Source organism: Streptomyces sp. NPDC002867 (assembly GCF_053591895.1).
Window position 1 is genome coordinate 1 of sequence record NZ_JBSFUR010000048.1, and the last position, 18,147, is coordinate 18,147.

An 18,147-nucleotide genomic window follows, 5' to 3' on the forward strand; every position below is an offset into this window, starting at 1 on the left:
GTGAAGGGGCGCAGCTCGGGGACCCAGTGCGGGTTGGGCAGGAAGCGCATGTCGACGACGAGGTCGGCGTCGACGGGGAGTCCGTACTTGAACCCCTGACGGGGCGCCGGCCGCCGCCGTCGTTCCGGTAAGTCCCGGGACGTCCTGGGACGTCGGTCAGGACTGGGAGCGTGCTTTGCGGGACAGCGCCGCGCGCAGCACCCGCCGGCCCTCGGTGGCCAGGTCCATGGCACGGCGCAGGCCGGCGGCGCCCTCGGTCGCCAGGAGGATCTCGAGAATCTGTATCTGGCGCCGCTCCTCCCCCGCGACGAGGGGCCCGTCGGCGCCGTCGGTCGGGTCGAGCTCCTGATGGACCGCGAGCGCCAGGGCGGAGCACGCCGCCGCCCACTCGGCGAGCCGTTCGGCCACCCACTCGGAGGGCGCGGCACCGATCATCTGCCGTACCGGTGCGGCCGCCTCGTCCGCGGCGGGAACGGCGTCGAGGGCGGCCCTGGCGGTGGCGAGCCGATCCGCCCAGCCGTCCTCGCCCGCGGCGATGCCGGACCACAGCGGGCGGAGCACGTCCATCTCGTCCACGAGCAGCGGCAGGCAGCGGTCCAGGCAGGCGAGCCCGCTCGCGGCGAGAGCGCGCTCGTCCGCCCCTGCGATCAGTTCCGTCAGGCTCTCGGACGTCATACGGACGCCTCCCATCGGCGACGAAGTCACTGCTCTTACAGCGCCCGATGGCTCGAATGCGTCACTCTGTGACTGAAGTCCAATACTCAACGAAATTGTCCCGCGCTCGTCCGCCCCGTGCTCAGCCCAGCGTCCGCGCCAGCTCCGTGAAGGACTGCCAGTCGCGCGCGGGCACGCGCGGGTCCCACAGCTTCTGGGCCGTGGCCTGGAGCGGCCGGCGGATACCCGCCGCGACCTGGTCCTGCGTCTGGGAGTTCGCGAGGTCGCACCAGACGGCGAAGCGGCCGCCGAGGATCTGCGACGAGTACCGCTGCGGCACCGGCTGGGTGCCGCGCAGCACCAGCGGTGTCCACTCCTCGTAGATCCGGCGGCCGGTCGGGTACGTGAACTGGTTCGGCTCACCGAGCACGTAGTAGAGGTACTCGTCGTTGAGGTTCACCAGCTTGCGGCCCTCGGCCAGATACTCGTCGGGCGGGCGCGCCCCGATCTCCTTGCCCGTCCAGTACTCGACCTCGATGTTCTTGTCGGCGCTCACCACTCCCCCGGTGAAGAACCCGTCGTTCCACGCCTTGGGCTGCTTCTTCCGGTCGCGCACCACGGCCGCGCGGTCGTTCAGCCAGCCCTCGGCCAGGTCCTGGACGCCGGCTCCGGCGCCGTACTTCTCGCGGGCGGCCGTCGCCAGCTGCGGGTAAGAAGCGGCCGGATTGCTCACGGTCAGCGCCTGGTACTCGTCGGCGCCGACGTGGAACCACGCGCCCCCGAACAGCGCGGTGTACTCGCGCAGCAGGTCGTCGACGATCTTCGCGGCCCCGGGGTTCGAGATGTCGATCGCGCCCTGCCGGGGCACTCCCTGCACGTTGCGCAGCTGGAGCTGCGGATGGGCGCGCAGCACGGCGCCCAGGTGTCCGGGCGAGTCGATCTCGCCGACGACGGTGATGTGCAGCCGGGCGGCGAGCGCCAGGATGCGGCGGACCTCGGCCTTGGTCAGATGCGGATCGGAGACGATCTCGGGGTGCGAGTCGGACTGGATGCGGAAGGCCTGGTCGTCGGAGAAGTGCAGCCCGAGCTGGTTCAGCTTGAGGTCGGCCATCTCGCGCAGCCGGTCCTCAATCCATCCGGCGGTGAAGTGCTTGCGGGCGATGTCGACGTTCAGTCCGCGCTGGGGGCGGTCGGGCCGGTCGCGTACGACGCCTTCGGGCATCGCGCCGCCGGAGCGCACGGCCTGCTTGAGGGTGCGGGTCCCGTAGAAGACGCCGGCCTGGTCGGGGCCGGTGATGCGGACCCGTCCGCCCCGGGTGGCCAGGGTGTACGACTCGGGGGCGCCGCCGCCCGTGAGCGCCAGCTCCACGTCGCCGGAGCGGGCCGTGTTCGTGCCCCGGAAGCCCAGCTTCAGCTCCTGGGCGATCAGGCGGCCCTCGTCCGCCAGCTCCTCGCTGCCCTTGGCGACGACGACGGCGCTGTCCGCCGTGCGGCTCCAGCCGGGGCCGCGGGCGGCCTGGTGGTCGCGTACGGAGGGGATGGTGGCGGGCGGTCTCGACAGGGCGTAGCTGCGGGTGGGGCTCGGGGTGGGGGACGGAGTGCCGGGTGCGGCCCGGTCCGGGGAGGGGAGGGGTGCCGCCCGTCCGTCGTCGGAGCAGCCGGTCACGGTGCCCGAGAGGACGGCGACGGCGGCGGCCATCGCCGCGGTGACCTGCCTCTTTCGCGAACGCCTCATCATGCGCACAACCTCCCGGATGCGGATGAACCCGATCGAAGTACACCGACCGTCCTGTCCAGCCTCCACCCTCGGCGTCCATCGCATGAGCCCAAACTCTCCCGTTCGGGTGAAATTGGCGCATCCATCGGACAACTCTCGACACCCGTCGATAGCGTTGCGATTCATCCTTCCCTCCCTTTCCAGCCGTCCCGCTGGCTTTTCGAGGAGTCCCCGCTGTCCAGCGATTCCCGCGCCGGCACCCCTGAGCGACCGTCGGCACTCCGCTCCACCCGGAGCACTCTCGCCCCCTCGCCCATACCGCCGCGGCACGGCACGCCGACGGGACTCGCGCACTTCAACGGCGCACCGGCCGAGGCCGCCGAGGCCCTGCTGCTGACCTGCTGCGGAAGCCTCCGCTGGGCCCGCCGGGTCGCCGCCCACCGGCCCTACCCCGACCTCGATGCGCTGCTGGCCGCCTGCGACGAGGCCGGGTACGACCTCCCCCCCACCGACATGCACGAGGCGCTGTCCCGCGAGTCCTCCGCCGCCCTGCACCCCCGCGCACCCCAGGCGGCGCACACCGCGCTCGCGGCCGCGCACGCCGCTTACGAGAGCCGATTCGGGCACGCGTTCGTCATCTGTCTCGACAAGTACGGCCCGGACGAGCATCTCGATCAACTACTCACCGGTATTCACAGCCGGCTCTCCCACGAACCTGACGAAGAACGGTCCGTTTCCGCAGACGAACTGCGCGCCCTCGCGCGCGCCCGGGTGGCCCGGGCCATGGCCGACCGTCCGTAGTCCGACGTCGGGTGTCCGCATGGCGCCGCGTCTAGCCCGTCCGGGCCTTTTGGCTGCCTGTTTGATCACACCTGTGGACCCGGCGCGAACGAACCGACAACACGTCGCTACGATGGCCGGGGCCGGTGGACCGTACCCGGCCGGGCCAGACCGACACCCCAAGCCGGCAGGCCCCAATCCCCGCTCCCGGAGGGTTCTTCCGTGCCGGCTGGAACGCTGTACCGCGGCCGGGAAGGAATGTGGTCCTGGGTGGCTCACCGAGTCACCGGCGTCCTCATCTTCTTCTTCCTGTTCGTACACGTGCTGGACACCGCGCTCGTCCGCGTCTCCCCCGAGGCGTACGACGAGGTCGTCGCCACCTACAAGACGCCGATCGTCGCGCTGCTCGAATACGGCCTCGTCGCCGCGATTCTCTTCCACGCGCTCAACGGCCTGCGTGTCATCGCCGTGGACTTCTGGTCCAAGGGCCCGCGCTACCAGAAGCAGATGCTCTGGACCGTGATGGCCGTCTGGATTGTGCTGATGGCTGGAGCGCTGTACCCCGTGCTCGGCCATGCCGCTCGTGAACTGTTCGGGAGCTGAGGCGAGAGATGTCCACTGAGGTTTCTTCCTCGATCGGCGAGGTCGAGGGCGGGCGCGTCTATGACGTCGACAACCCGGCCCCGTACATCGAGGCCCCGCGCAAGCGCACCAAGAAGACCCCGAAGTCGACCCGGGGCAACTTCGAGATGGCCGCATGGCTCTTCATGCGCCTCTCGGGCATCGTCCTCGTCGTCCTGGTCATCGGCCACCTGCTGATCCAGCTGGTGCTCGACGGCGGCGTCTCCAAGATCGGCTTCGCCTTCGTGGCCGGCCGCTGGGCGTCCCCGTTCTGGCAGACCTGGGACCTGCTGATGCTGTGGCTTGCCATGCTGCACGGCGCCAACGGCCTCCGCACTGTCATCAACGACTACGCGGAGCGCGCGAACACGCGTCTGTGGCTCAAGGGCCTGCTGTACACCGCCACGGTGTTCACCATCCTTCTGGGCACGCTGGTGATCTTCACCTTCGACCCGAACATCCGCTAGGCACGGGGCTGAGGTAATCCACTCATGAAGATCCACAAGTACGACACCGTCATCGTCGGCGCCGGCGGCGCCGGCATGCGCGCCGCCATCGAGGCGACGAAGCGCAGCCGCACCGCCGTGCTGACGAAGCTCTACCCGACCCGCTCCCACACGGGCGCCGCGCAGGGCGGCATGGCCGCCGCGCTGGCGAACGTGGAGGAGGACAACTGGGAGTGGCACACCTTCGACACGGTCAAGGGCGGTGACTACCTGGTCGACCAGGACGCCGCCGAGATCCTGGCGAAGGAGGCCATCGACGCCGTCCTCGACCTGGAGAAGATGGGCCTGCCGTTCAACCGGACCCCGAACGGCACCATCGACCAGCGCCGCTTCGGCGGTCACTCCCGCAACCACGGCGAGGCCCCGGTCCGCCGGTCCTGCTACGCCGCGGACCGCACCGGCCACATGATCCTCCAGACGCTGTACCAGAACTGCGTCAAGGAGGGCGTGGAGTTCTTCAACGAGTTCTACGTCCTGGACCAGCTGATCACCGAGGTCGACGGCGTCAAGAAGTCCGCCGGTGTGGTCGCCTACGAGCTGGCCACCGGCGAGATCCACGTCTTCCAGGCCAAGGCCGTGATCTACGCGTCCGGCGGCACCGGCAAGTTCTTCAAGGTGACCTCCAACGCGCACACCCTGACCGGTGACGGCCAGGCCGCCTGCTACCGCCGCGGTCTGCCGCTGGAGGACATGGAGTTCTTCCAGTTCCACCCGACGGGCATCTGGCGCATGGGCATCCTGCTGACGGAGGGCGCCCGCGGTGAGGGCGGCATCCTCCGCAACAAGGACGGCGAGCGCTTCATGGAGAAGTACGCGCCGGTCATGAAGGACCTCGCGTCCCGTGACGTCGTCTCGCGCTCCATCTACACGGAGATCCGCGAGGGCCGCGGCTGCGGTCCCGAGGGCGACCACGTCTTCCTGGACCTGACCCACCTGCCGCCGGAGCAGCTGGACGCCAAGCTCCCGGACATCACGGAGTTCGCGCGCACGTACCTCGGCATCGAGCCCTACACGGACCCGATCCCGATCCAGCCGACCGCGCACTACGCCATGGGCGGCATCCCGACCAACGTCGAGGGTGAGGTCCTCAGCGACAACACCACCGTCGTCCCCGGTCTGTACGCCGCCGGTGAGGTCGCCTGTGTGTCGGTGCACGGCGCCAACCGCCTGGGCACCAACTCGCTGCTGGACATCAACGTCTTCGGCAAGCGGGCCGGCATCGCCGCCGCCGAGTACTCCGCGAAGGCCGACTACGTCGACCTGCCCGAGAACCCGGCGTCGTTCGTCCAGGAGCAGGTCGAGCGCCTGCGCAACTCCACGGGCTCGGAGCGCGTCTCGGTGCTGCGCAAGGAGCTCCAGGAGACGATGGACGCCAACGTGATGGTGTTCCGCACCGAGCAGACGATCAAGACCGCGGTCGAGAAGATCGCCGAGCTGCGCGAGCGGTACCTGAACGTGTCCATCCAGGACAAGGGCAAGCGGTTCAACACGGACCTGCTGGAGGCCATCGAGCTGGGCAACCTGCTCGACCTGGCCGAGGTCATGGCCGTCTCCGCCCTGGCCCGCAAGGAGTCCCGCGGCGGTCACTACCGCGAGGACTTCCCGAACCGGGACGACGTCAACTTCATGCGCCACACCATGGCGTACCGCGAGGTGGGCGACGACGGCTCCGAGACCGTCCGTCTCGACTACAAGCCGGTCGTCCAGACCCGCTACCAGCCGATGGAGCGTAAGTACTGATGGCTACCCCCGTCATGGACAAGGCCGAGGCGGTGGCCAAGGCCGCCTCTCCGTACATCACGGTCACCTTCCGGATCCGCCGCTTCAACCCCGAGGTCTCGGACGCGGCGGTCTGGGAGGACTTCCAGATCGAGATCGACCCCAAGGAGCGCGTGCTCGACGGTCTCCACAAGATCAAGTGGGACGTCGACGGCTCGCTGACCTTCCGCCGCTCGTGCGCGCACGGCATCTGCGGCTCCGACGCGATGCGGATCAACGGCAAGAACAGGCTCGCCTGCAAGACGCTGATCAAGGACATCAACCCGGAGAAGCCCATCACGATCGAGGCCATAAAGGGCCTGACGGTCCTCAAGGACCTGGTCGTGGACATGGAGCCGTTCTTCCAGGCGTACCGCGACGTGATGCCGTTCCTGGTCACCAAGGGCAACGAGCCGACGCGTGAGCGTCTGCAGTCCGCCGAGGACCGCGAGCGCTTCGACGACACCACCAAGTGCATCCTGTGCGCCGCGTGCACGTCCTCGTGCCCGGTGTTCTGGAACGACGGCCAGTACTTCGGCCCGGCGGCGATCGTCAACGCGCACCGCTTCATCTTCGACTCGCGTGACGAGGCGGGCGAGCAGCGCCTGGAGATCCTCAACGACAAGGACGGCGTGTGGCGTTGCCGCACCACGTTCAACTGCACGGACGCCTGCCCTCGTGGTATCGAGGTCACCAAGGCGATCCAGGAAGTGAAGCGCGCGCTGATCACGCGCCGCTTCTGATGCAACAGATGCCACAGATCTTCGTGTGACGTGGCGTCAAGGGCCTCGACTCCCGCCCGTGGAGTCGAGGCCCTTGCCCGTATCGCCGTACGGGCTTCACCGACCGGGGGCGGACCTGGCAGGATCGGGGGACGTCTGACGTGACGCAGCAGGAAAGCGGGGACGAGATGACCGAGCCGAATCCGTACAGGGACGGAGAGCCCGAGTACCAGTGGGGGCCGACGCAGCCGCCGGGGACGCCGGCGTACGGCTACCCGAACGCGGCACCGGGCTACGGCTATCCCCAGGACCCGCCTCCCTCCTACGCCCAGACGCAGCCCGCCGGTGTGCCGGTCCCGGTGACGGGCGGCCCGCCCGCCCCGACGGGCGGTCAGCCGCTGGTGTCGATCGGTGACATCACCGTCATGGGCGACTCGATCGTGACCCCCGCCGGGTCGATGCCGCTGCGCGGCGCGGTGTGGAACGCGACGGACATGTCCCGCACCGAGGAGAAGATCCCGACGCACGCGATCGTGCTCGCCATCGTCTTCTTCATCTTCTGCCTGCTCGGTCTGCTCTTCCTGCTGATGAAGGAGAAGCAGACGACCGGCTTCATCCAGGTCACCGTCACCAGCAACGGCAAGCACCACTCGACGATGATCCCGGCGCGGGGCCCGGAGACCTTCCAGCAGGTGATGGGGCAGATCAACTACGCGCGCTCGCTGAGCAGCATGTAAGCGGCGGCTGCAGCCCGCCTGCCCGGTCCGCCGGGCCCTCGCCTGTCAGCCGGCGAGGGCCCGGCGGATCACAGCTGGCTCAGTATCGTCGGATCCGTGATCTCGGAGTCCCGCGCCAGCAGTGTCGCCTTGCTGAGGATCACGGTGAGCATCCGGTCGCCCTCGAACGGCAGGAAGCCGGTGTCCGCGGCGGTCGCTCCCCGCTCGGGGACGATGCACAGACAGCGCTCATGCGGGTCGATCAGCACGTTGCCGGAGCCCAGGTGGATGCGGTAGGCGTGGCGGTCGCCGCGGACGTGGAGGAAGCGGCCCTCGACCGTGCACCGGTCGGCTGCCGCGAGCCGGGGCACGAGCCGGGTCAGCAGGTCCCTGCGGGTCGCGGCCGTCGCGGACAGCTCGCCGAAGCCGTACGCGCTCCAGTAGTCGCGGAAGCGGCCGCGGGGGCCGCCGTCCTGCCAGGTGGGGTCGTTGCCCACGGAGGAGACGCCGACGAACAGGTCGACGTCGCGCAGGACTTCGGACAGCACGAGCGCCGGGACCTCGCTGAGCGGCACCGGCTCGGCGGGCGCGGTGCGGCTGAACCGGTTCGTGCTCGGGCGGTACTCCCCGCCGCCCGCGTGCGCCCAGTTCGCCGGGGCGTCGATCCGGTGGAAGCGGACCTGGTCGGTGGTGATGCGGGCGTATGCCCCCGAGTCGGTGAGGTCGCCGTCCTCGCTGCCGCCGAGGCCCTCGATCCAGTACTCCGCGCGCAGGCCCCACTCGGGCAGCTCGCGGACGGCCGGCGGGTACGCGTCGTCGACGCACAGCCGCAGCTTGGCAGTCCAGCCGCGCACCGCCGCCAGGGCGTTGAACTGGTACTGGCCGAGGATGTGGCCGGCGAAGCGGTTGGAGTACGTCCCGGTGGTGCGCTCGGCGTCGGTGAGGGGATACACCTCGCGGTGCGCCTGCTTGAACGGCTGGGTGACGCCGAGCCGTTCGAGCCGGTCGCGCCAGGCCGCGATCTCGCGGTCGGGCCGCCCCACCGGATGCCACAGCTCGACGCGGGCCCCCGCCTTCGGGACGCAGACCGGGTCGCCCTCGAGGGTGCGGATGTCCGTGCCGTCGAACGCGACGGGTGTGTCCCCGACGAGCCAGATCAGCCGGCGGGCGAGGGCGCCGACGAGCGGGTGGTCGAGGAAGCGCTCGCGCCAGCTCCGGAACTCCCAGCCGCGGCGGGCCAGGAACAGCCGGTCGAGGCGCTCCGAGACGGCCGTGAGCATCCTGTCGATGTCCTTGACCGCGGCGCGCAGCTCCCTGACCTCGTCGGGGAAGTCGCGCCGGACGGCGGCGGGGACGGACTTGACCGTCTTGCCGGCGGCGGTGCGCCAGGTGAGGACCGCTTTGCCGCCGCGGATCTCCAGGACGGCGGTGCTGTCGCCCAGTCGCCGCTCGCCCCGGCCCACTTCGGTGAGCCCGTACGAGGGGACGGCCAGCTCCTCGATGTCCTCGCGGGTCAGGCCGAGGGCCTCGGCCTTGGCGTCGAGCGCGGCGCCCAGCTGCTTGAGCGTGCCCTTGTACGTCACCCGGGTGGACAGCCGGGCGAGCTCGGCGAGCGCGGCGTCGCCGTCCGCCAGGGACAGGGCGGTCACGCCCGCGTTCGCCACCTTGGGGGCGCGGGGGCCGACGCCGCGGACCTTGCGCAGCGCGGTCTCCACGAGGGCGCCGAGCGCGCGGGCGACGTCCTGCGACGGCGGCAGCAGCGCGGCGAGCCAGGCGAGGCCGCGCAGCGCGTCGGTGTTGTACGGGTCGAACAGCGCGTTGTGGTCGTGGTCCCGGGGGGCGACGTGCAGCGGATGGGTGCGCGGCGAGCCGGTGCGGTCGAGCCAGTCGAGCACCAGGCGGCGGGCGGCCTCCGTGCCGATCCCGTCGATCAGCGCGGCCGCCGTCCTGTTCCAGGCGGCGGACGGCTTGGCTGCAGTGGCCTGCTTCAGGTGCATGAGCAGCCGCCGACCCGGGTCCCCGAGCTCGGCGGCGTCGGCGAGGGCCCGGTCCGCCCAGGCCTCGCCCGGGTTGAGCACCGGGTCCTCGATGCGGTCGAGCAGGGCCTGCAGCTCGGGCGAGTAGGCGTAGGTGTCCAGCATGGTGCGGCGCAGCAGCGCGACGAACGGACCCGGCAACCGGCCGTCGGCCTCCTGCTCCTCGCGCACCAGCGTGATCAGCTCGTGGTACTGGTGCAGCGAGCGGGCGGTGCCGAGCTCGTCCATCCGGCTCCGGCGCGCGATCTGAGCACGGCTCATGTCAGCCACCCACCAGCGGGACGAGCCGGAGGAAGGTGACCTCGGTGGCGGCGCCGAGGTCGACGGTCTCGTCCAGCTCGGTGATCTGGCGGTCGCCGACGAGCACCAGGAAGCCGCCCTGACCGAAGGCCTCGACGGCACGCTCGCCCGCCCGCTCCCGGTCATCGCCCCCCGCGCCCGCCTCCTCGGCGGCGCGGCGCCGGATGAGCTCGCGCAGCGCGAGGCGCTCCTCGGCGACATGGAGTCCGAGGGCGTCACGCCGGGTTCCCGATGTCGTCTCGTCGACGAACCTCACGTGTGCCATGCCGGAAGAGTAGAAGCCCCCTCTGACAATCAGCCGCGGCGGGGCAACTCCCGCGCCCAGCCCCTGACCCGCGTCGCCACACCTGACTTGAACATGTTCAAAAGGAGGTCTACAGTCATGCCCATCAGCTTTTGAACATGTTCAAGGGAGGGTGGGGCATGGACCTCACTGTTGTCGCGTACGTCTCGTACCTGCTGATCAGCGTGGCGCTCACCATCTGGGTCGCCCGCACGCTCAGCCGGAACGGCAGGGTCTTCCTCGCCGACGTGCTCAAGGGGAACGAGAAGCTCGCCGACGCCGTCAACCACCTGCTGGTGGTCGGCTTCTACCTGGTCAACCTGGGCTTCGTCGCCCTCTATCTGAGGTCTTCCGAGGCGGTCACCGACGCACGCGGCCTCCTGGAGGCCCTGTCGGTGAAGATCGGCGTCGTGCTGCTGGTCCTCGGTGTGATGCACCTCGGCAACGTCTACGTGCTCAACAAGATCCGCCGACGCGGTGTCATGGAGCGCGAGCAGACCCCGCCGGTGGGACCGCAGGGCTGGACCCGGCAGTCCTCCGCCGACCCGTGGAAGGGACCGGCCGCCGGTCCCGCCGGGGCGTGACGGCGGTGGCCGCCCCGGTCCGCACACTGACCGTCCTCTACGACGCGAACTGCCCCCTCTGCGTCCACCTGCGCAGCTGGCTGCTGCGGCAGCGGCAGCTCGTCCCGCTGCGTGCCGTACCCGCCGGATCGGTGGAGGCGCAGCGCAGGTATCCGGAGCTCGATCACGCCCGGACGCTGCGGGAGATCACCGTGATCGGGGACAGCGGCCAGATCTACACCGGCCAGGCCGCCTGGGTGGTCTGCCTGTGGGCGCTGGCCGAGTACCGGTCCAGGGCCCACTGGCTGGCCACCCCCGCGGGGGCGCCGTTCGTCCGCGTGACCATGCTCGCCGCGGCCAAGTACCGCGAGGCCGTGGGCCGTCCCGGCACCGCGTCGCCCTGCGCAGAGCAGTGCGCCGTCCCCCGTTAGGCTCGGGCACCGTGACTGATCCGAAGGACCCCACCGAGGCCAAGGCTCCCAAGAGCGAGCAGACCCGCACGCTGATCCTGGAGACGGCGCTCCGCCTCTTCCAGGAACGTGGTTACGACAAGACCACGATGCGGGCCATCGCCAAGGAGGCCGGCGTCTCGGTGGGGAACGCGTACTACTACTTCGGCTCCAAGGAACACCTCGTCCAGGGCTTCTACGACCGGATCGCCGCCGAGCACCGCGCGGCGGTCCGGCCCGTTCTGGACAAGGAGACCGACTTCGAGGCGCGGATGGCGGGCGTCCTGACCGCCTGGCTGGACATCGCCGAGCCCTACCACGAGTTCGCGGCGCAGTTCTTCAAGAACGCCGCCGACCCCGAGAGCCCGCTCAGCCCCTTCTCCCCCGAGTCGGAGCACGCCCGCGAGGAGGCCATCGCCGTCCACCGCGAGGTCCTCGCGGGCTCGAAGGCGAAGGTGGCCGAGGAACTGCGGGACATCCTCCCGGAGCTGATGTGGCTCTCCCAGATGGGCCTCGTCCTGTACTGGGTGTTCGACCGCTCCGACAACAGCGAGCGCAGCCGGCGGCTGGCCGTCCGCGGCGCCCGGCTGACCGCCCGTGGTGTGGCGCTCGCCCGGTTCCGGGTGCTGCGGCCGCTGGTGCGCGAGGTGCACGAGCTGTTCACGGACTTCCTGCCCGGGATGGCGCACACCGTCGCCGCCCGCAAGGCGGGCGTCGACGGCTCGGACTCCGGCTCCGGCTCCGGCTCCGGCTCCCGGGACGCGGGCGGCGAGGACTGAGCGGACACCCGCCCGCGGTCACCGCCGGTCCGGCTCCCACAGCCTCCACACGCCCGCGCCGTCCGACAGGCACCGGGCGCGGGCCACGCCAGCCCGGCTGATCCCGCACCCCGTCACGCCTGGCGTGAGGCGAGCTCCACGACGGTGATGTCGGACGAGGCCCCGACGCGCACCGGCGGGCCCCACGCGCCCGCGCCGCGGGAGACGTACAACTGCGTGTCGCCGTATCGCTCCAGACCCGCGACGGTCGGATTGGCCAGGCCCGCGAGGAGGTTTCCCGGCCAGAGCTGGCCGCCGTGGGTGTGCCCGGACAGCTGGAGGTCCACGCCCTGCTCGACGGCGTCGTGGATGACGACGGGCTGGTGCGCGAGGAGGACGGCCGCGCGGGAGCGGTCGCGGTCACCGAGCGCCTTCGCGAAGTCGGGGCCCTGCCCCTCTCTCTCGCCCGCGACGTCGTCGACGCCGGCGAGGTCGAAACCGCCCGCGATCTCGACGCGTTCGTTGCGCAGCGGCCGCAGGCCCAGCTCGCGGACGTGGTCCACCCACGCGTCCGCGCCCGAGAAGTACTCGTGGTTGCCTGTCACGAAGAAGGCGCCGTCGCGCGAACGGAGCCCGGCGAGCGGCTCGGCAGCGGGCCCGAGGTCGGCGACGCTGCCGTCGACGAGGTCGCCCACGACGGCGACGAGGTCGGGCTGGGCCGCGTTGATGGAGTCGACGATGCGCTGCGTGTGGGCGCGGCCCAGGATGGGCCCGAGGTGGATGTCGCTGACGACGGCGATGCGGTAGCCGTGGGCGGCGCGGGGCAGCTTGGCGAGCGGAACGGTGACGCGCTTGACGCGAGGGCCGCGCAGGACGCCGTACGTGCCGTATCCGACGGTCCCCAGCGCGGCGGTGGCGGCCGCGCCGCCGACGACCCGCGCGACGAACAGCCGCCGCGAGAGCGCCCCGCGGGCCGCGTCGCCGGATATGGGTGCGTCCGTACGGGTCGCCTCGGACGCGGCGTCGCCCGTGTCCGGCGGGACGAGGGCCTTCGTCGCGACGGCCCCGTCGCCGGACGAGCTCGCGGGCCCGGCAGGAACAGCGGCCTCGGCGAGGACGCCGGCGGGCGCCTGCGAGACGGCGGCCGGGGTGGCGACCGGCCCGGCGGCGGAGGCGGGAGCACCCGCGGACGCGGCGTCGCCGGAGGCCGGTGCGCGACGGGCGAGGTAACGCCGCAGCACAGGGCGCACCGCCTCGCCCGCCACCAGCGCCAGCACCAGGTACAGCAGCACCGCGAGCCACAGGAAGCCGGGCCAGGCGACCGCCTGCTGCACCGCGAACGGTGCACCCGCGCGGCCGGACATCAGCGCGCCGAGCGACAGCAGCGGCAGCAACCACATCACCGCCGTGCCGACCCTGCGGGCGGTCCCGCCCGGCGCGGTCGTGTCGCGCACCAGCCGGCGCCACACGTACCAATGCACGCCCGCGAGCAGGGCGACGACCAGAATGATCACGAGCACGACGACAGCGACCACGAACGCGTTCCCCTACCCCTTGTGCGTGCGCTCATGGCGCAATGCGCGCAGACCGCGCAACCCGATGATGCCGATGGCCGTCCCCAGGACAAAGGACGTGATGGCGAGCAGCAGATGGACCCAGAAGTACCCGGTCGGGTCGCCCGCGTCGTCGAACGCGAGCCCACTGGCGTCCTGCCACAGGTTCTTGACGAAAGTGATCCAGATGAACCAGCTCCATACCCCGAACGCGAGCAGGAACCAGGACACGGGGCGGCTGAGCTTCATGAGTCAAGTATCGCGGGCGTCCGCCGAGCGGGCCTCGCGGGGTGCTCTGTCCCGGCGTCGCTCCCGGCGGGTCAGCGGGCCGATCTCCATATTTTCAGCAACGCCCTGTACGTTCTCGTCCGTGTCTGCTCTGTCTGCTGCCCTCAAACCGTTCGCGAGAAGAGCCGCGCTCGCCGCCGTGGCCTCCGCGATGCTGCCCGCCCTGACCGCCGCACCCGCGTCCGGGGCGACGCTCGACGACAAGCCAGGCACCAAACAGCCCAAGCCGCCGGCCACCATGTCGACGGTCGGAGGGGCCCAACTGGGCAAGCCGGGCACGCAGGTCCGACTCGGCGCGGGCGCGCCGGTCCTGCCGAAGGACGTCAGCGGCCGTTCGTGGATCGTCGCGGACGCCGAGAGCGGCGACGTGCTCGCCGCCCACAACGCACACTGGCGCCTGCCCCCCGCCTCGACGATGAAGATGCTCTTCGCGGACACAGTGCTGCCCAAGCTGCCCAAGAACACCGTTCACCGGGTGACCGCCCAGGACCTCGCGGACGTCGGCGAGGGCAGCAGTCTCGTCGGGGTCAAGGAGGACCACACCTACACGGTCCACGACCTGTGGCTCGGCGTGTTCCTGCGCTCCGGCAACGACGCCGTGCACGTGCTGACGGAGATGAACGGCGGCATGGCCAAGACGGTCCAGGACATGCAGGCGCACGCCGACGAGCTGCAGGCACTCGACACGCGCGTCGTCTCCCCGGACGGCTACGACGCCCCCGGTCAGGTCTCCTCCGCGTACGACCTCACGCTGATCGCCCGCAGCGGCATGCAGAAGAAGGACTTCCGCGAGTACTCCTCCACGGTCCGCGCGAGCTTCCCCGGGGAGCAGAAGGAGGGCGAGGAGCGCGACTCTTTCGAGATCCAGAACACCAACCGCCTGCTCACCGGGGCCGTCGGGATCGAGCCGTACAAGGGCATCGCGGGCATCAAGAACGGCAACACCACGCACGCCGGAGCGACGTTCACCGGTGTCGCCGAACGGGACGGCCGGGTCCTGCTCGTGACGGTCATGAACCCGGAGTCCGAGGAGAGCCAGGCCGTCTACAAGGAGACCGCCCGGCTGTTCGACTGGGGCTTCGCGGCGGCCGGCAAGGTGACCCCGGTGGGTGAACTGGTGCCGCCGAAGTCGGCCGGGACGGCTCCGACGCCCGAGCCGGTCAAGGACGGCAAGGGGGCGCCCGTGAAGCCCGTGGCCGCCGCCCAGCACGGCTCGGGCGGCATGGGCATCGCGCTCGCCGTCGCGGCCGGCGTGCTGGTGCTGGTGGCCGCAGGCGCGTTCCTCGTCAAGCGGCGCTGGCCGCTTCCCGAGAGGATGCGCCGCCTCCCGCGCTCCTGACGTCGTCGCCGTCGCCGCTGCTCCGCGTCGCCGTCCAGGCGGCGCAGAACAGCAGCAGTTTGGCGGTGAAGTTGATCCAGAGCAGGAGCGCGATCGGCACGCCGAAGGCGCCGTACATGCTGCGGGTCGCGACGCCCTGCATGTAGCCGCCGAGCAGCATCTTGAGCAGTTCGAAGCCGACCGCGCCGATCAGGGCGGCCACGACCAGCCGGTGGCGCGGCGGCTGCACACCGGGCAGCAGCGTCAGGACGTAGAGCAGGATCAGGAAGTCGGCGAGCACGGCGACCACGAGGGCGGCGATGCGCAGGAGGACGCCGCCGATCCCGCCCTCCTCCAGGTCCAGCCTCTCCGCGCTCCAACCGACCGCCGTGGAGCCGAGCGCGGAGGCGGCGAGCGAGGCCAGACCGATGCCTCCGAGGCCGGCCAGCACGCCCGCGTCCTTGAGCTTGCGGACCAGCGGATTGCCCTCGTCCTGGTCGTCGAGCTCCCACACGGCCCGCAGACAGTCCCGTATCGAGCCGACCCAGCCGATGCCGGTGAGCAGCAGCAGGGCGCCGGCGACCGCCCCCACCGTGCCCGCGTTGGCGACGAGGCCGTTGATGTCGACCTGGTCGGAGATGCCCGGCACCTGGTCGGAGATCTTGTTCTTCAGCGTGTCCAGCGCTTCCTGGTCGAGCAGCCCGGCACCGATCGCGGCGGCCACCGTGATCAGCGGGAAGAGGGCGAGGAAGCTGAGGAACGTGACGGCCGCGGCCAGCCGCGTCCAGTGCACCCGCTCCAGGGTCTCGTAGCTGCGCCAGGCGTGCGTGCGCATCAGGCGGGCGGCGAGCGGGCCGACGACGGGGAGCTTGATCAGCCAGTCCATGCCGTACGCCTACCCGGCGATCGCGCCGCCAGTGCCCCGACCTGCCGGTACGGCGGCGAGGCAGTCAGGCGGTGGTGGCCCGCTCGTCGACCGGTGCGCCCTGAGCGGGGACTCCGGGGACGCCGCCCCCGAAGGCGAAGGTGCGCAGCTTGCGCCACACGCCGTCCGCGCCCTGCTCGTACAGGGCGAAGGAGGCGCAGGTCCACTCGGCGGCGTACTCCGACAGCTCCTCGTACGCCCGGTCCATCGCCTCCTCGGAGATGCCGTGGGCGACGGTGACATGCGGGTGGTACGGGAACTGCAGCTCGCGCACCAGCGGGCCGGACGCGTCCCGCACCCGCTGCTGGAGCCACCAGCAGGCCGAGCCGCCTTCGACGACCTGGACGAAGACGACGGGCGACAGCGGGCGGAACGTGCCCGTGCCGGACAGGCGCATCCGGAACGATCGCCCGGCCGCCGCGACGGCCGCGAGGTGCGCCTCCACCGCGGGCAGCGCGGCGGAGTCGACCTCGGTCGGCGGCAGGAGGGTGACGTGAGTCGGAATGCCGTGCGCGGCGGGATCCCCGAAGCCCGCACGCCGCTCCTGGAGCAGGCTGCCGTACGGCTCCGGGACCGCGATCGAAACGCCGAGCGTTACGGTCCCCACGTCGTTCTCCTCAGTCTCGGTGCGCGGGCTGCTGTCGACAGCCTGCGCGGGTGTGCAGCGCCAGTGTGGCGGCTGTACCGCCGGTTCGGCCAGAGTCCTTGGACACAGGTCCTTCGACTCCTTCCGCCCGGCGGCCTTCCGGTGTGCGCTCGGTGCGCGTCCGGGCGCGCTCGGTGCTCGCCGGTCCTCGCGCTCAGTGCTTGGCGGGGAGGAAGCCCACCCGCTCGTACGTGGTGGCCAGCGTCTCCGCGGCCACCGCGCGGGCCTTCTCCGCGCCCTTGGCCAGGATGGAGTCCAGCGTCTCCGTGTCGTCCAGGTATTCCTGTGTCCGGGTGCGGAACGGTGTGACGAATTCGACCATCACCTCGGCGAGGTCCGTCTTGAGCGCACCGTAGCCCTTGCCCTCGTACTTCCGCTCCAGATCGGCCACAGCCGTACCCGTGAGGGTGGAGTAGATGCTGAGCAGGTTGCTGATGCCCGGCTTCTCGACCGCGTCGAAACGGATCACGGTGTCCGTGTCGGTGACCGCGCTCCTGACCTTCTTCGCGGTCGTCTTCGGCTCGTCGAGCAGGTTGATGAGGCCCTTCGGCGTGGAGGCCGACTTGCTCATCTTGATCGACGGGTCCTGGAGGTCGTAGATCTTCGCCGTCTCCTTGAGGATGTGCGGCGCGGGGACGGTGAACGTGTCGCCGAAGCGGCCGTTGAAACGCTCGGCCAGGTCGCGGGTCAGCTCGATGTGCTGGCGCTGGTCCTCGCCGACCGGGACCTCGTTGGCCTGGTACAGCAGGATGTCCGCGACCTGCAGGATCGGGTACGTGAACAGGCCGACCGAGGCGCGATCGGCGCCCTGCTTGGCGGACTTGTCCTTGAACTGCGTCATCCGGGACGCCTCGCCGAAGCCCGTCAGGCAGTTCATCACCCACGCCAGCTGGGCGTGCTCGGGCACATGGCTCTGCACGAACAGCGTGCAGCGCTCAGGGTCGAGCCCCGCGGCGAGCAGCTGGGCGGCGGCGAGCCTGGTGTTGGCACGCAGCTCGGCGGGGTCCTGCGGCACGGTGATCGCGTGCAGGTCCACGACCATGTAGAACGCGTCGTGGGACTCCTGGAGGGCCACCCACTGGCGGACGGCGCCGAGGTAGTTGCCGAGGTGGAACGAGCCGGCGGTGGGCTGGATTCCGGAGAGCACACGAGGTCGACGCTGCATGGCGGTGCCATTCCCCTGAGGGTGGTGGTGGGCGACGGGCGGGCGAACTGAGGCCATGCTCCACATTCTCTCAGGTGTGGAACCGACGTCCGGCCGCCGGTGCATTCCTTGCACGAGGCAGGGGGAGGGGTTCGGACGGTGGCTGCTGCGGAGCGTGGCCGATGAGACGAGGAACACAGTGCGCTCCGCCGTGCGGGCCGCGCCGTCGCCGGTCGTGAGGCGCTCCTGCTCGGCGGCGAGCCGCCGGCTCCGGGGCGGGCGGTCCGGCGCCGTGGGCGCAGCGCAGCCCGTCCACGGAGCCGGAAGCCGACGGCAGCGGCGTCGAGCTCCGCGGACGGACGGTGGTGGGCCGGGCCGGGACGCCAGGACCGGCCCGGCCGACCGGCTGT

The 18,147-nt window shown here is 71.0% G+C and carries 19 protein-coding genes and 1 pseudogene; 10 read left to right on the forward strand and 10 right to left on the reverse strand.

Annotation, left to right across the window (positions count from 1 at the left end; translation table 11 throughout):
* From ACWD0A_RS29360 to ACWD0A_RS29370, 3 genes and pseudogenes are all read right to left on the reverse strand, one after another.
* A pseudogene (locus ACWD0A_RS29360) lies at nt 1-95 on the reverse strand (RapZ C-terminal domain-containing protein); the annotation flags it as partial.
* 61 nt (nt 96-156) lie between these two features.
* The gene (locus tag ACWD0A_RS29365; RefSeq protein WP_451302945.1) at nt 157-675 is read right to left on the reverse strand and encodes a hypothetical protein; all 519 of its coding nucleotides are present in this window, start codon (nt 673-675) and stop codon (nt 157-159) included.
* Between the two features lie 121 nt (nt 676-796).
* Nucleotides 797-2,392 carry a beta-N-acetylhexosaminidase gene (locus ACWD0A_RS29370; RefSeq protein ID WP_451302947.1) on the reverse strand — a complete coding sequence of 532 codons (1,596 nt, stop codon included), beginning with the start codon at nt 2,390-2,392 and terminating at the stop codon, nt 797-799.
* 372 nt (nt 2,393-2,764) lie between these two features.
* Here ACWD0A_RS29370 and ACWD0A_RS29375 point away from each other — a divergent pair, with 372 nt between their 5' ends.
* The 6 genes from ACWD0A_RS29375 to ACWD0A_RS29400 all read left to right on the forward strand — a co-directional run bounded on the left by ACWD0A_RS29375 (nt 2,765) and on the right by ACWD0A_RS29400 (nt 7,495).
* Nucleotides 2,765-3,172, forward strand: coding sequence for a 2-oxo-4-hydroxy-4-carboxy-5-ureidoimidazoline decarboxylase (locus tag ACWD0A_RS29375; protein ID WP_451303007.1), 408 nt, complete (start codon nt 2,765-2,767; stop codon nt 3,170-3,172).
* A gap of 201 nt (nt 3,173-3,373) precedes the next feature.
* Nucleotides 3,374-3,754, forward strand: a complete 381-nt coding sequence (gene sdhC / locus ACWD0A_RS29380; protein WP_307713876.1) for a succinate dehydrogenase, cytochrome b556 subunit — start codon at nt 3,374-3,376, stop codon at nt 3,752-3,754.
* Nucleotides 3,755-3,762: 8 nt separating this feature from the next.
* Nucleotides 3,763-4,239 carry a succinate dehydrogenase hydrophobic membrane anchor subunit gene (locus ACWD0A_RS29385; protein WP_307713877.1) on the forward strand — a complete coding sequence of 159 codons (477 nt, stop codon included), beginning with the start codon at nt 3,763-3,765 and terminating at the stop codon, nt 4,237-4,239.
* Nucleotides 4,240-4,263: 24 nt separating this feature from the next.
* The gene (sdhA, locus tag ACWD0A_RS29390) at nt 4,264-6,018 is read left to right on the forward strand and encodes a succinate dehydrogenase flavoprotein subunit (protein WP_451302950.1); all 1,755 of its coding nucleotides are present in this window, start codon (nt 4,264-4,266) and stop codon (nt 6,016-6,018) included.
* Nucleotides 6,018-6,779: a succinate dehydrogenase iron-sulfur subunit gene (locus ACWD0A_RS29395; protein ID WP_307713879.1), complete on the forward strand. Its 762-nt coding sequence runs from the start codon at nt 6,018-6,020 to the stop codon at nt 6,777-6,779. The genes sdhA and ACWD0A_RS29395 overlap by 1 nt, the downstream gene beginning before the upstream one ends.
* Nucleotides 6,780-6,946: 167 nt before the next feature.
* Nucleotides 6,947-7,495, forward strand: coding sequence for a hypothetical protein (locus tag ACWD0A_RS29400; protein ID WP_177153366.1), 549 nt, complete (start codon nt 6,947-6,949; stop codon nt 7,493-7,495).
* A gap of 68 nt (nt 7,496-7,563) precedes the next feature.
* On the opposite strand, the gene ACWD0A_RS29405 is transcribed toward ACWD0A_RS29400, so the two are convergent.
* Both ACWD0A_RS29405 and ACWD0A_RS29410 read right to left on the reverse strand, forming a co-directional pair.
* Nucleotides 7,564-9,771, reverse strand: a complete 2,208-nt coding sequence (locus ACWD0A_RS29405; RefSeq protein ID WP_451302952.1) for a DUF4132 domain-containing protein — start codon at nt 9,769-9,771, stop codon at nt 7,564-7,566.
* Between the two features lies 1 nt (nt 9,772).
* Nucleotides 9,773-10,075: a hypothetical protein gene (locus ACWD0A_RS29410; protein ID WP_451302954.1), complete on the reverse strand. Its 303-nt coding sequence runs from the start codon at nt 10,073-10,075 to the stop codon at nt 9,773-9,775.
* 158 nt (nt 10,076-10,233) lie between these two features.
* Here ACWD0A_RS29410 and ACWD0A_RS29415 point away from each other — a divergent pair, with 158 nt between their 5' ends.
* From ACWD0A_RS29415 to ACWD0A_RS29425, 3 genes are read left to right on the forward strand one after another with little or no spacing between them, the layout of a single operon-like run.
* Nucleotides 10,234-10,677 (forward strand): hypothetical protein, encoded by a 444-nt coding sequence (locus tag ACWD0A_RS29415; protein ID WP_307713882.1) that lies wholly within the window; start codon nt 10,234-10,236, stop codon nt 10,675-10,677.
* On the forward strand, nt 10,674-11,087 hold the full coding sequence (locus ACWD0A_RS29420; protein WP_451302956.1) for a thiol-disulfide oxidoreductase DCC family protein: 414 nt from the start codon (nt 10,674-10,676) through the stop codon (nt 11,085-11,087). The genes ACWD0A_RS29415 and ACWD0A_RS29420 overlap by 4 nt, the downstream gene beginning before the upstream one ends.
* An 11-nt stretch (nt 11,088-11,098) precedes the next feature.
* Nucleotides 11,099-11,884, forward strand: coding sequence for a TetR family transcriptional regulator (locus ACWD0A_RS29425; protein WP_451302958.1), 786 nt, complete (start codon nt 11,099-11,101; stop codon nt 11,882-11,884).
* Nucleotides 11,885-11,997: 113 nt separating this feature from the next.
* Here the strand turns inward: ACWD0A_RS29425 and ACWD0A_RS29430 are convergent, their stop codons facing one another.
* Together ACWD0A_RS29430 and ACWD0A_RS29435 are read right to left on the reverse strand one after the other, a co-directional pair.
* The gene (locus ACWD0A_RS29430; RefSeq protein ID WP_451302960.1) at nt 11,998-13,398 is read right to left on the reverse strand and encodes a metallophosphoesterase; all 1,401 of its coding nucleotides are present in this window, start codon (nt 13,396-13,398) and stop codon (nt 11,998-12,000) included.
* 12 nt (nt 13,399-13,410) lie between these two features.
* On the reverse strand, nt 13,411-13,665 hold the full coding sequence (locus tag ACWD0A_RS29435; protein WP_307713886.1) for an SCO4848 family membrane protein: 255 nt from the start codon (nt 13,663-13,665) through the stop codon (nt 13,411-13,413).
* Here ACWD0A_RS29435 and ACWD0A_RS29440 point away from each other — a divergent pair.
* Nucleotides 13,604-15,043, forward strand: a complete 1,440-nt coding sequence (locus ACWD0A_RS29440; RefSeq protein WP_451302962.1) for a D-alanyl-D-alanine carboxypeptidase — start codon at nt 13,604-13,606, stop codon at nt 15,041-15,043. The two genes, ACWD0A_RS29435 and ACWD0A_RS29440, sit on opposite strands and share 62 nt — an antisense overlap.
* Here ACWD0A_RS29440 and ACWD0A_RS29445 read toward each other — a convergent pair.
* The 3 genes from ACWD0A_RS29445 to trpS all read right to left on the reverse strand — a co-directional run bounded on the left by ACWD0A_RS29445 (nt 14,991) and on the right by trpS (nt 17,758).
* Nucleotides 14,991-15,908 carry a YihY/virulence factor BrkB family protein gene (locus ACWD0A_RS29445; protein ID WP_451302964.1) on the reverse strand — a complete coding sequence of 306 codons (918 nt, stop codon included), beginning with the start codon at nt 15,906-15,908 and terminating at the stop codon, nt 14,991-14,993. The two genes, ACWD0A_RS29440 and ACWD0A_RS29445, sit on opposite strands and share 53 nt — an antisense overlap.
* 64 nt (nt 15,909-15,972) lie before the next feature.
* The gene (locus ACWD0A_RS29450) at nt 15,973-16,554 is read right to left on the reverse strand and encodes a 2'-5' RNA ligase family protein (RefSeq protein WP_451302966.1); all 582 of its coding nucleotides are present in this window, start codon (nt 16,552-16,554) and stop codon (nt 15,973-15,975) included.
* 193 nt (nt 16,555-16,747) lie between these two features.
* Nucleotides 16,748-17,758 carry a tryptophan--tRNA ligase gene (trpS, locus tag ACWD0A_RS29455; protein WP_451302968.1) on the reverse strand — a complete coding sequence of 337 codons (1,011 nt, stop codon included), beginning with the start codon at nt 17,756-17,758 and terminating at the stop codon, nt 16,748-16,750.
* Nucleotides 17,759-18,147 lie beyond the last annotated feature (389 nt).

What these genes read in the sequence shown, in the direction of transcription:
- ACWD0A_RS29365 (WP_451302945.1), bottom strand. Translation starts at nt 675, where the DNA reads ATGACGTCCGAGAGCCTGACGGAACTGATCGCAGGGGCGGACGAGCGC.
- ACWD0A_RS29370 (WP_451302947.1), bottom strand. Translation starts at nt 2,392, where the DNA reads ATGATGAGGCGTTCGCGAAAGAGGCAGGTCACCGCGGCGATGGCCGCC.
- ACWD0A_RS29385 (WP_307713877.1), top strand. Translation starts at nt 3,763, where the DNA reads ATGTCCACTGAGGTTTCTTCCTCGATCGGCGAGGTCGAGGGCGGGCGC.
- sdhA (WP_451302950.1), top strand. Translation starts at nt 4,264, where the DNA reads ATGAAGATCCACAAGTACGACACCGTCATCGTCGGCGCCGGCGGCGCC.
- ACWD0A_RS29395 (WP_307713879.1), top strand. Translation starts at nt 6,018, where the DNA reads ATGGCTACCCCCGTCATGGACAAGGCCGAGGCGGTGGCCAAGGCCGCC.
- ACWD0A_RS29400 (WP_177153366.1), top strand. Translation starts at nt 6,947, where the DNA reads ATGACCGAGCCGAATCCGTACAGGGACGGAGAGCCCGAGTACCAGTGG.
- ACWD0A_RS29405 (WP_451302952.1), bottom strand. Translation starts at nt 9,771, where the DNA reads ATGAGCCGTGCTCAGATCGCGCGCCGGAGCCGGATGGACGAGCTCGGC.
- ACWD0A_RS29410 (WP_451302954.1), bottom strand. Translation starts at nt 10,075, where the DNA reads ATGGCACACGTGAGGTTCGTCGACGAGACGACATCGGGAACCCGGCGT.
- ACWD0A_RS29415 (WP_307713882.1), top strand. Translation starts at nt 10,234, where the DNA reads ATGGACCTCACTGTTGTCGCGTACGTCTCGTACCTGCTGATCAGCGTG.
- ACWD0A_RS29440 (WP_451302962.1), top strand. Translation starts at nt 13,604, where the DNA reads ATGAACCAGCTCCATACCCCGAACGCGAGCAGGAACCAGGACACGGGG.
- ACWD0A_RS29435 (WP_307713886.1), bottom strand. Translation starts at nt 13,665, where the DNA reads ATGAAGCTCAGCCGCCCCGTGTCCTGGTTCCTGCTCGCGTTCGGGGTA.
- ACWD0A_RS29445 (WP_451302964.1), bottom strand. Translation starts at nt 15,908, where the DNA reads ATGGACTGGCTGATCAAGCTCCCCGTCGTCGGCCCGCTCGCCGCCCGC.
- trpS (WP_451302968.1), bottom strand. Translation starts at nt 17,758, where the DNA reads ATGCAGCGTCGACCTCGTGTGCTCTCCGGAATCCAGCCCACCGCCGGC.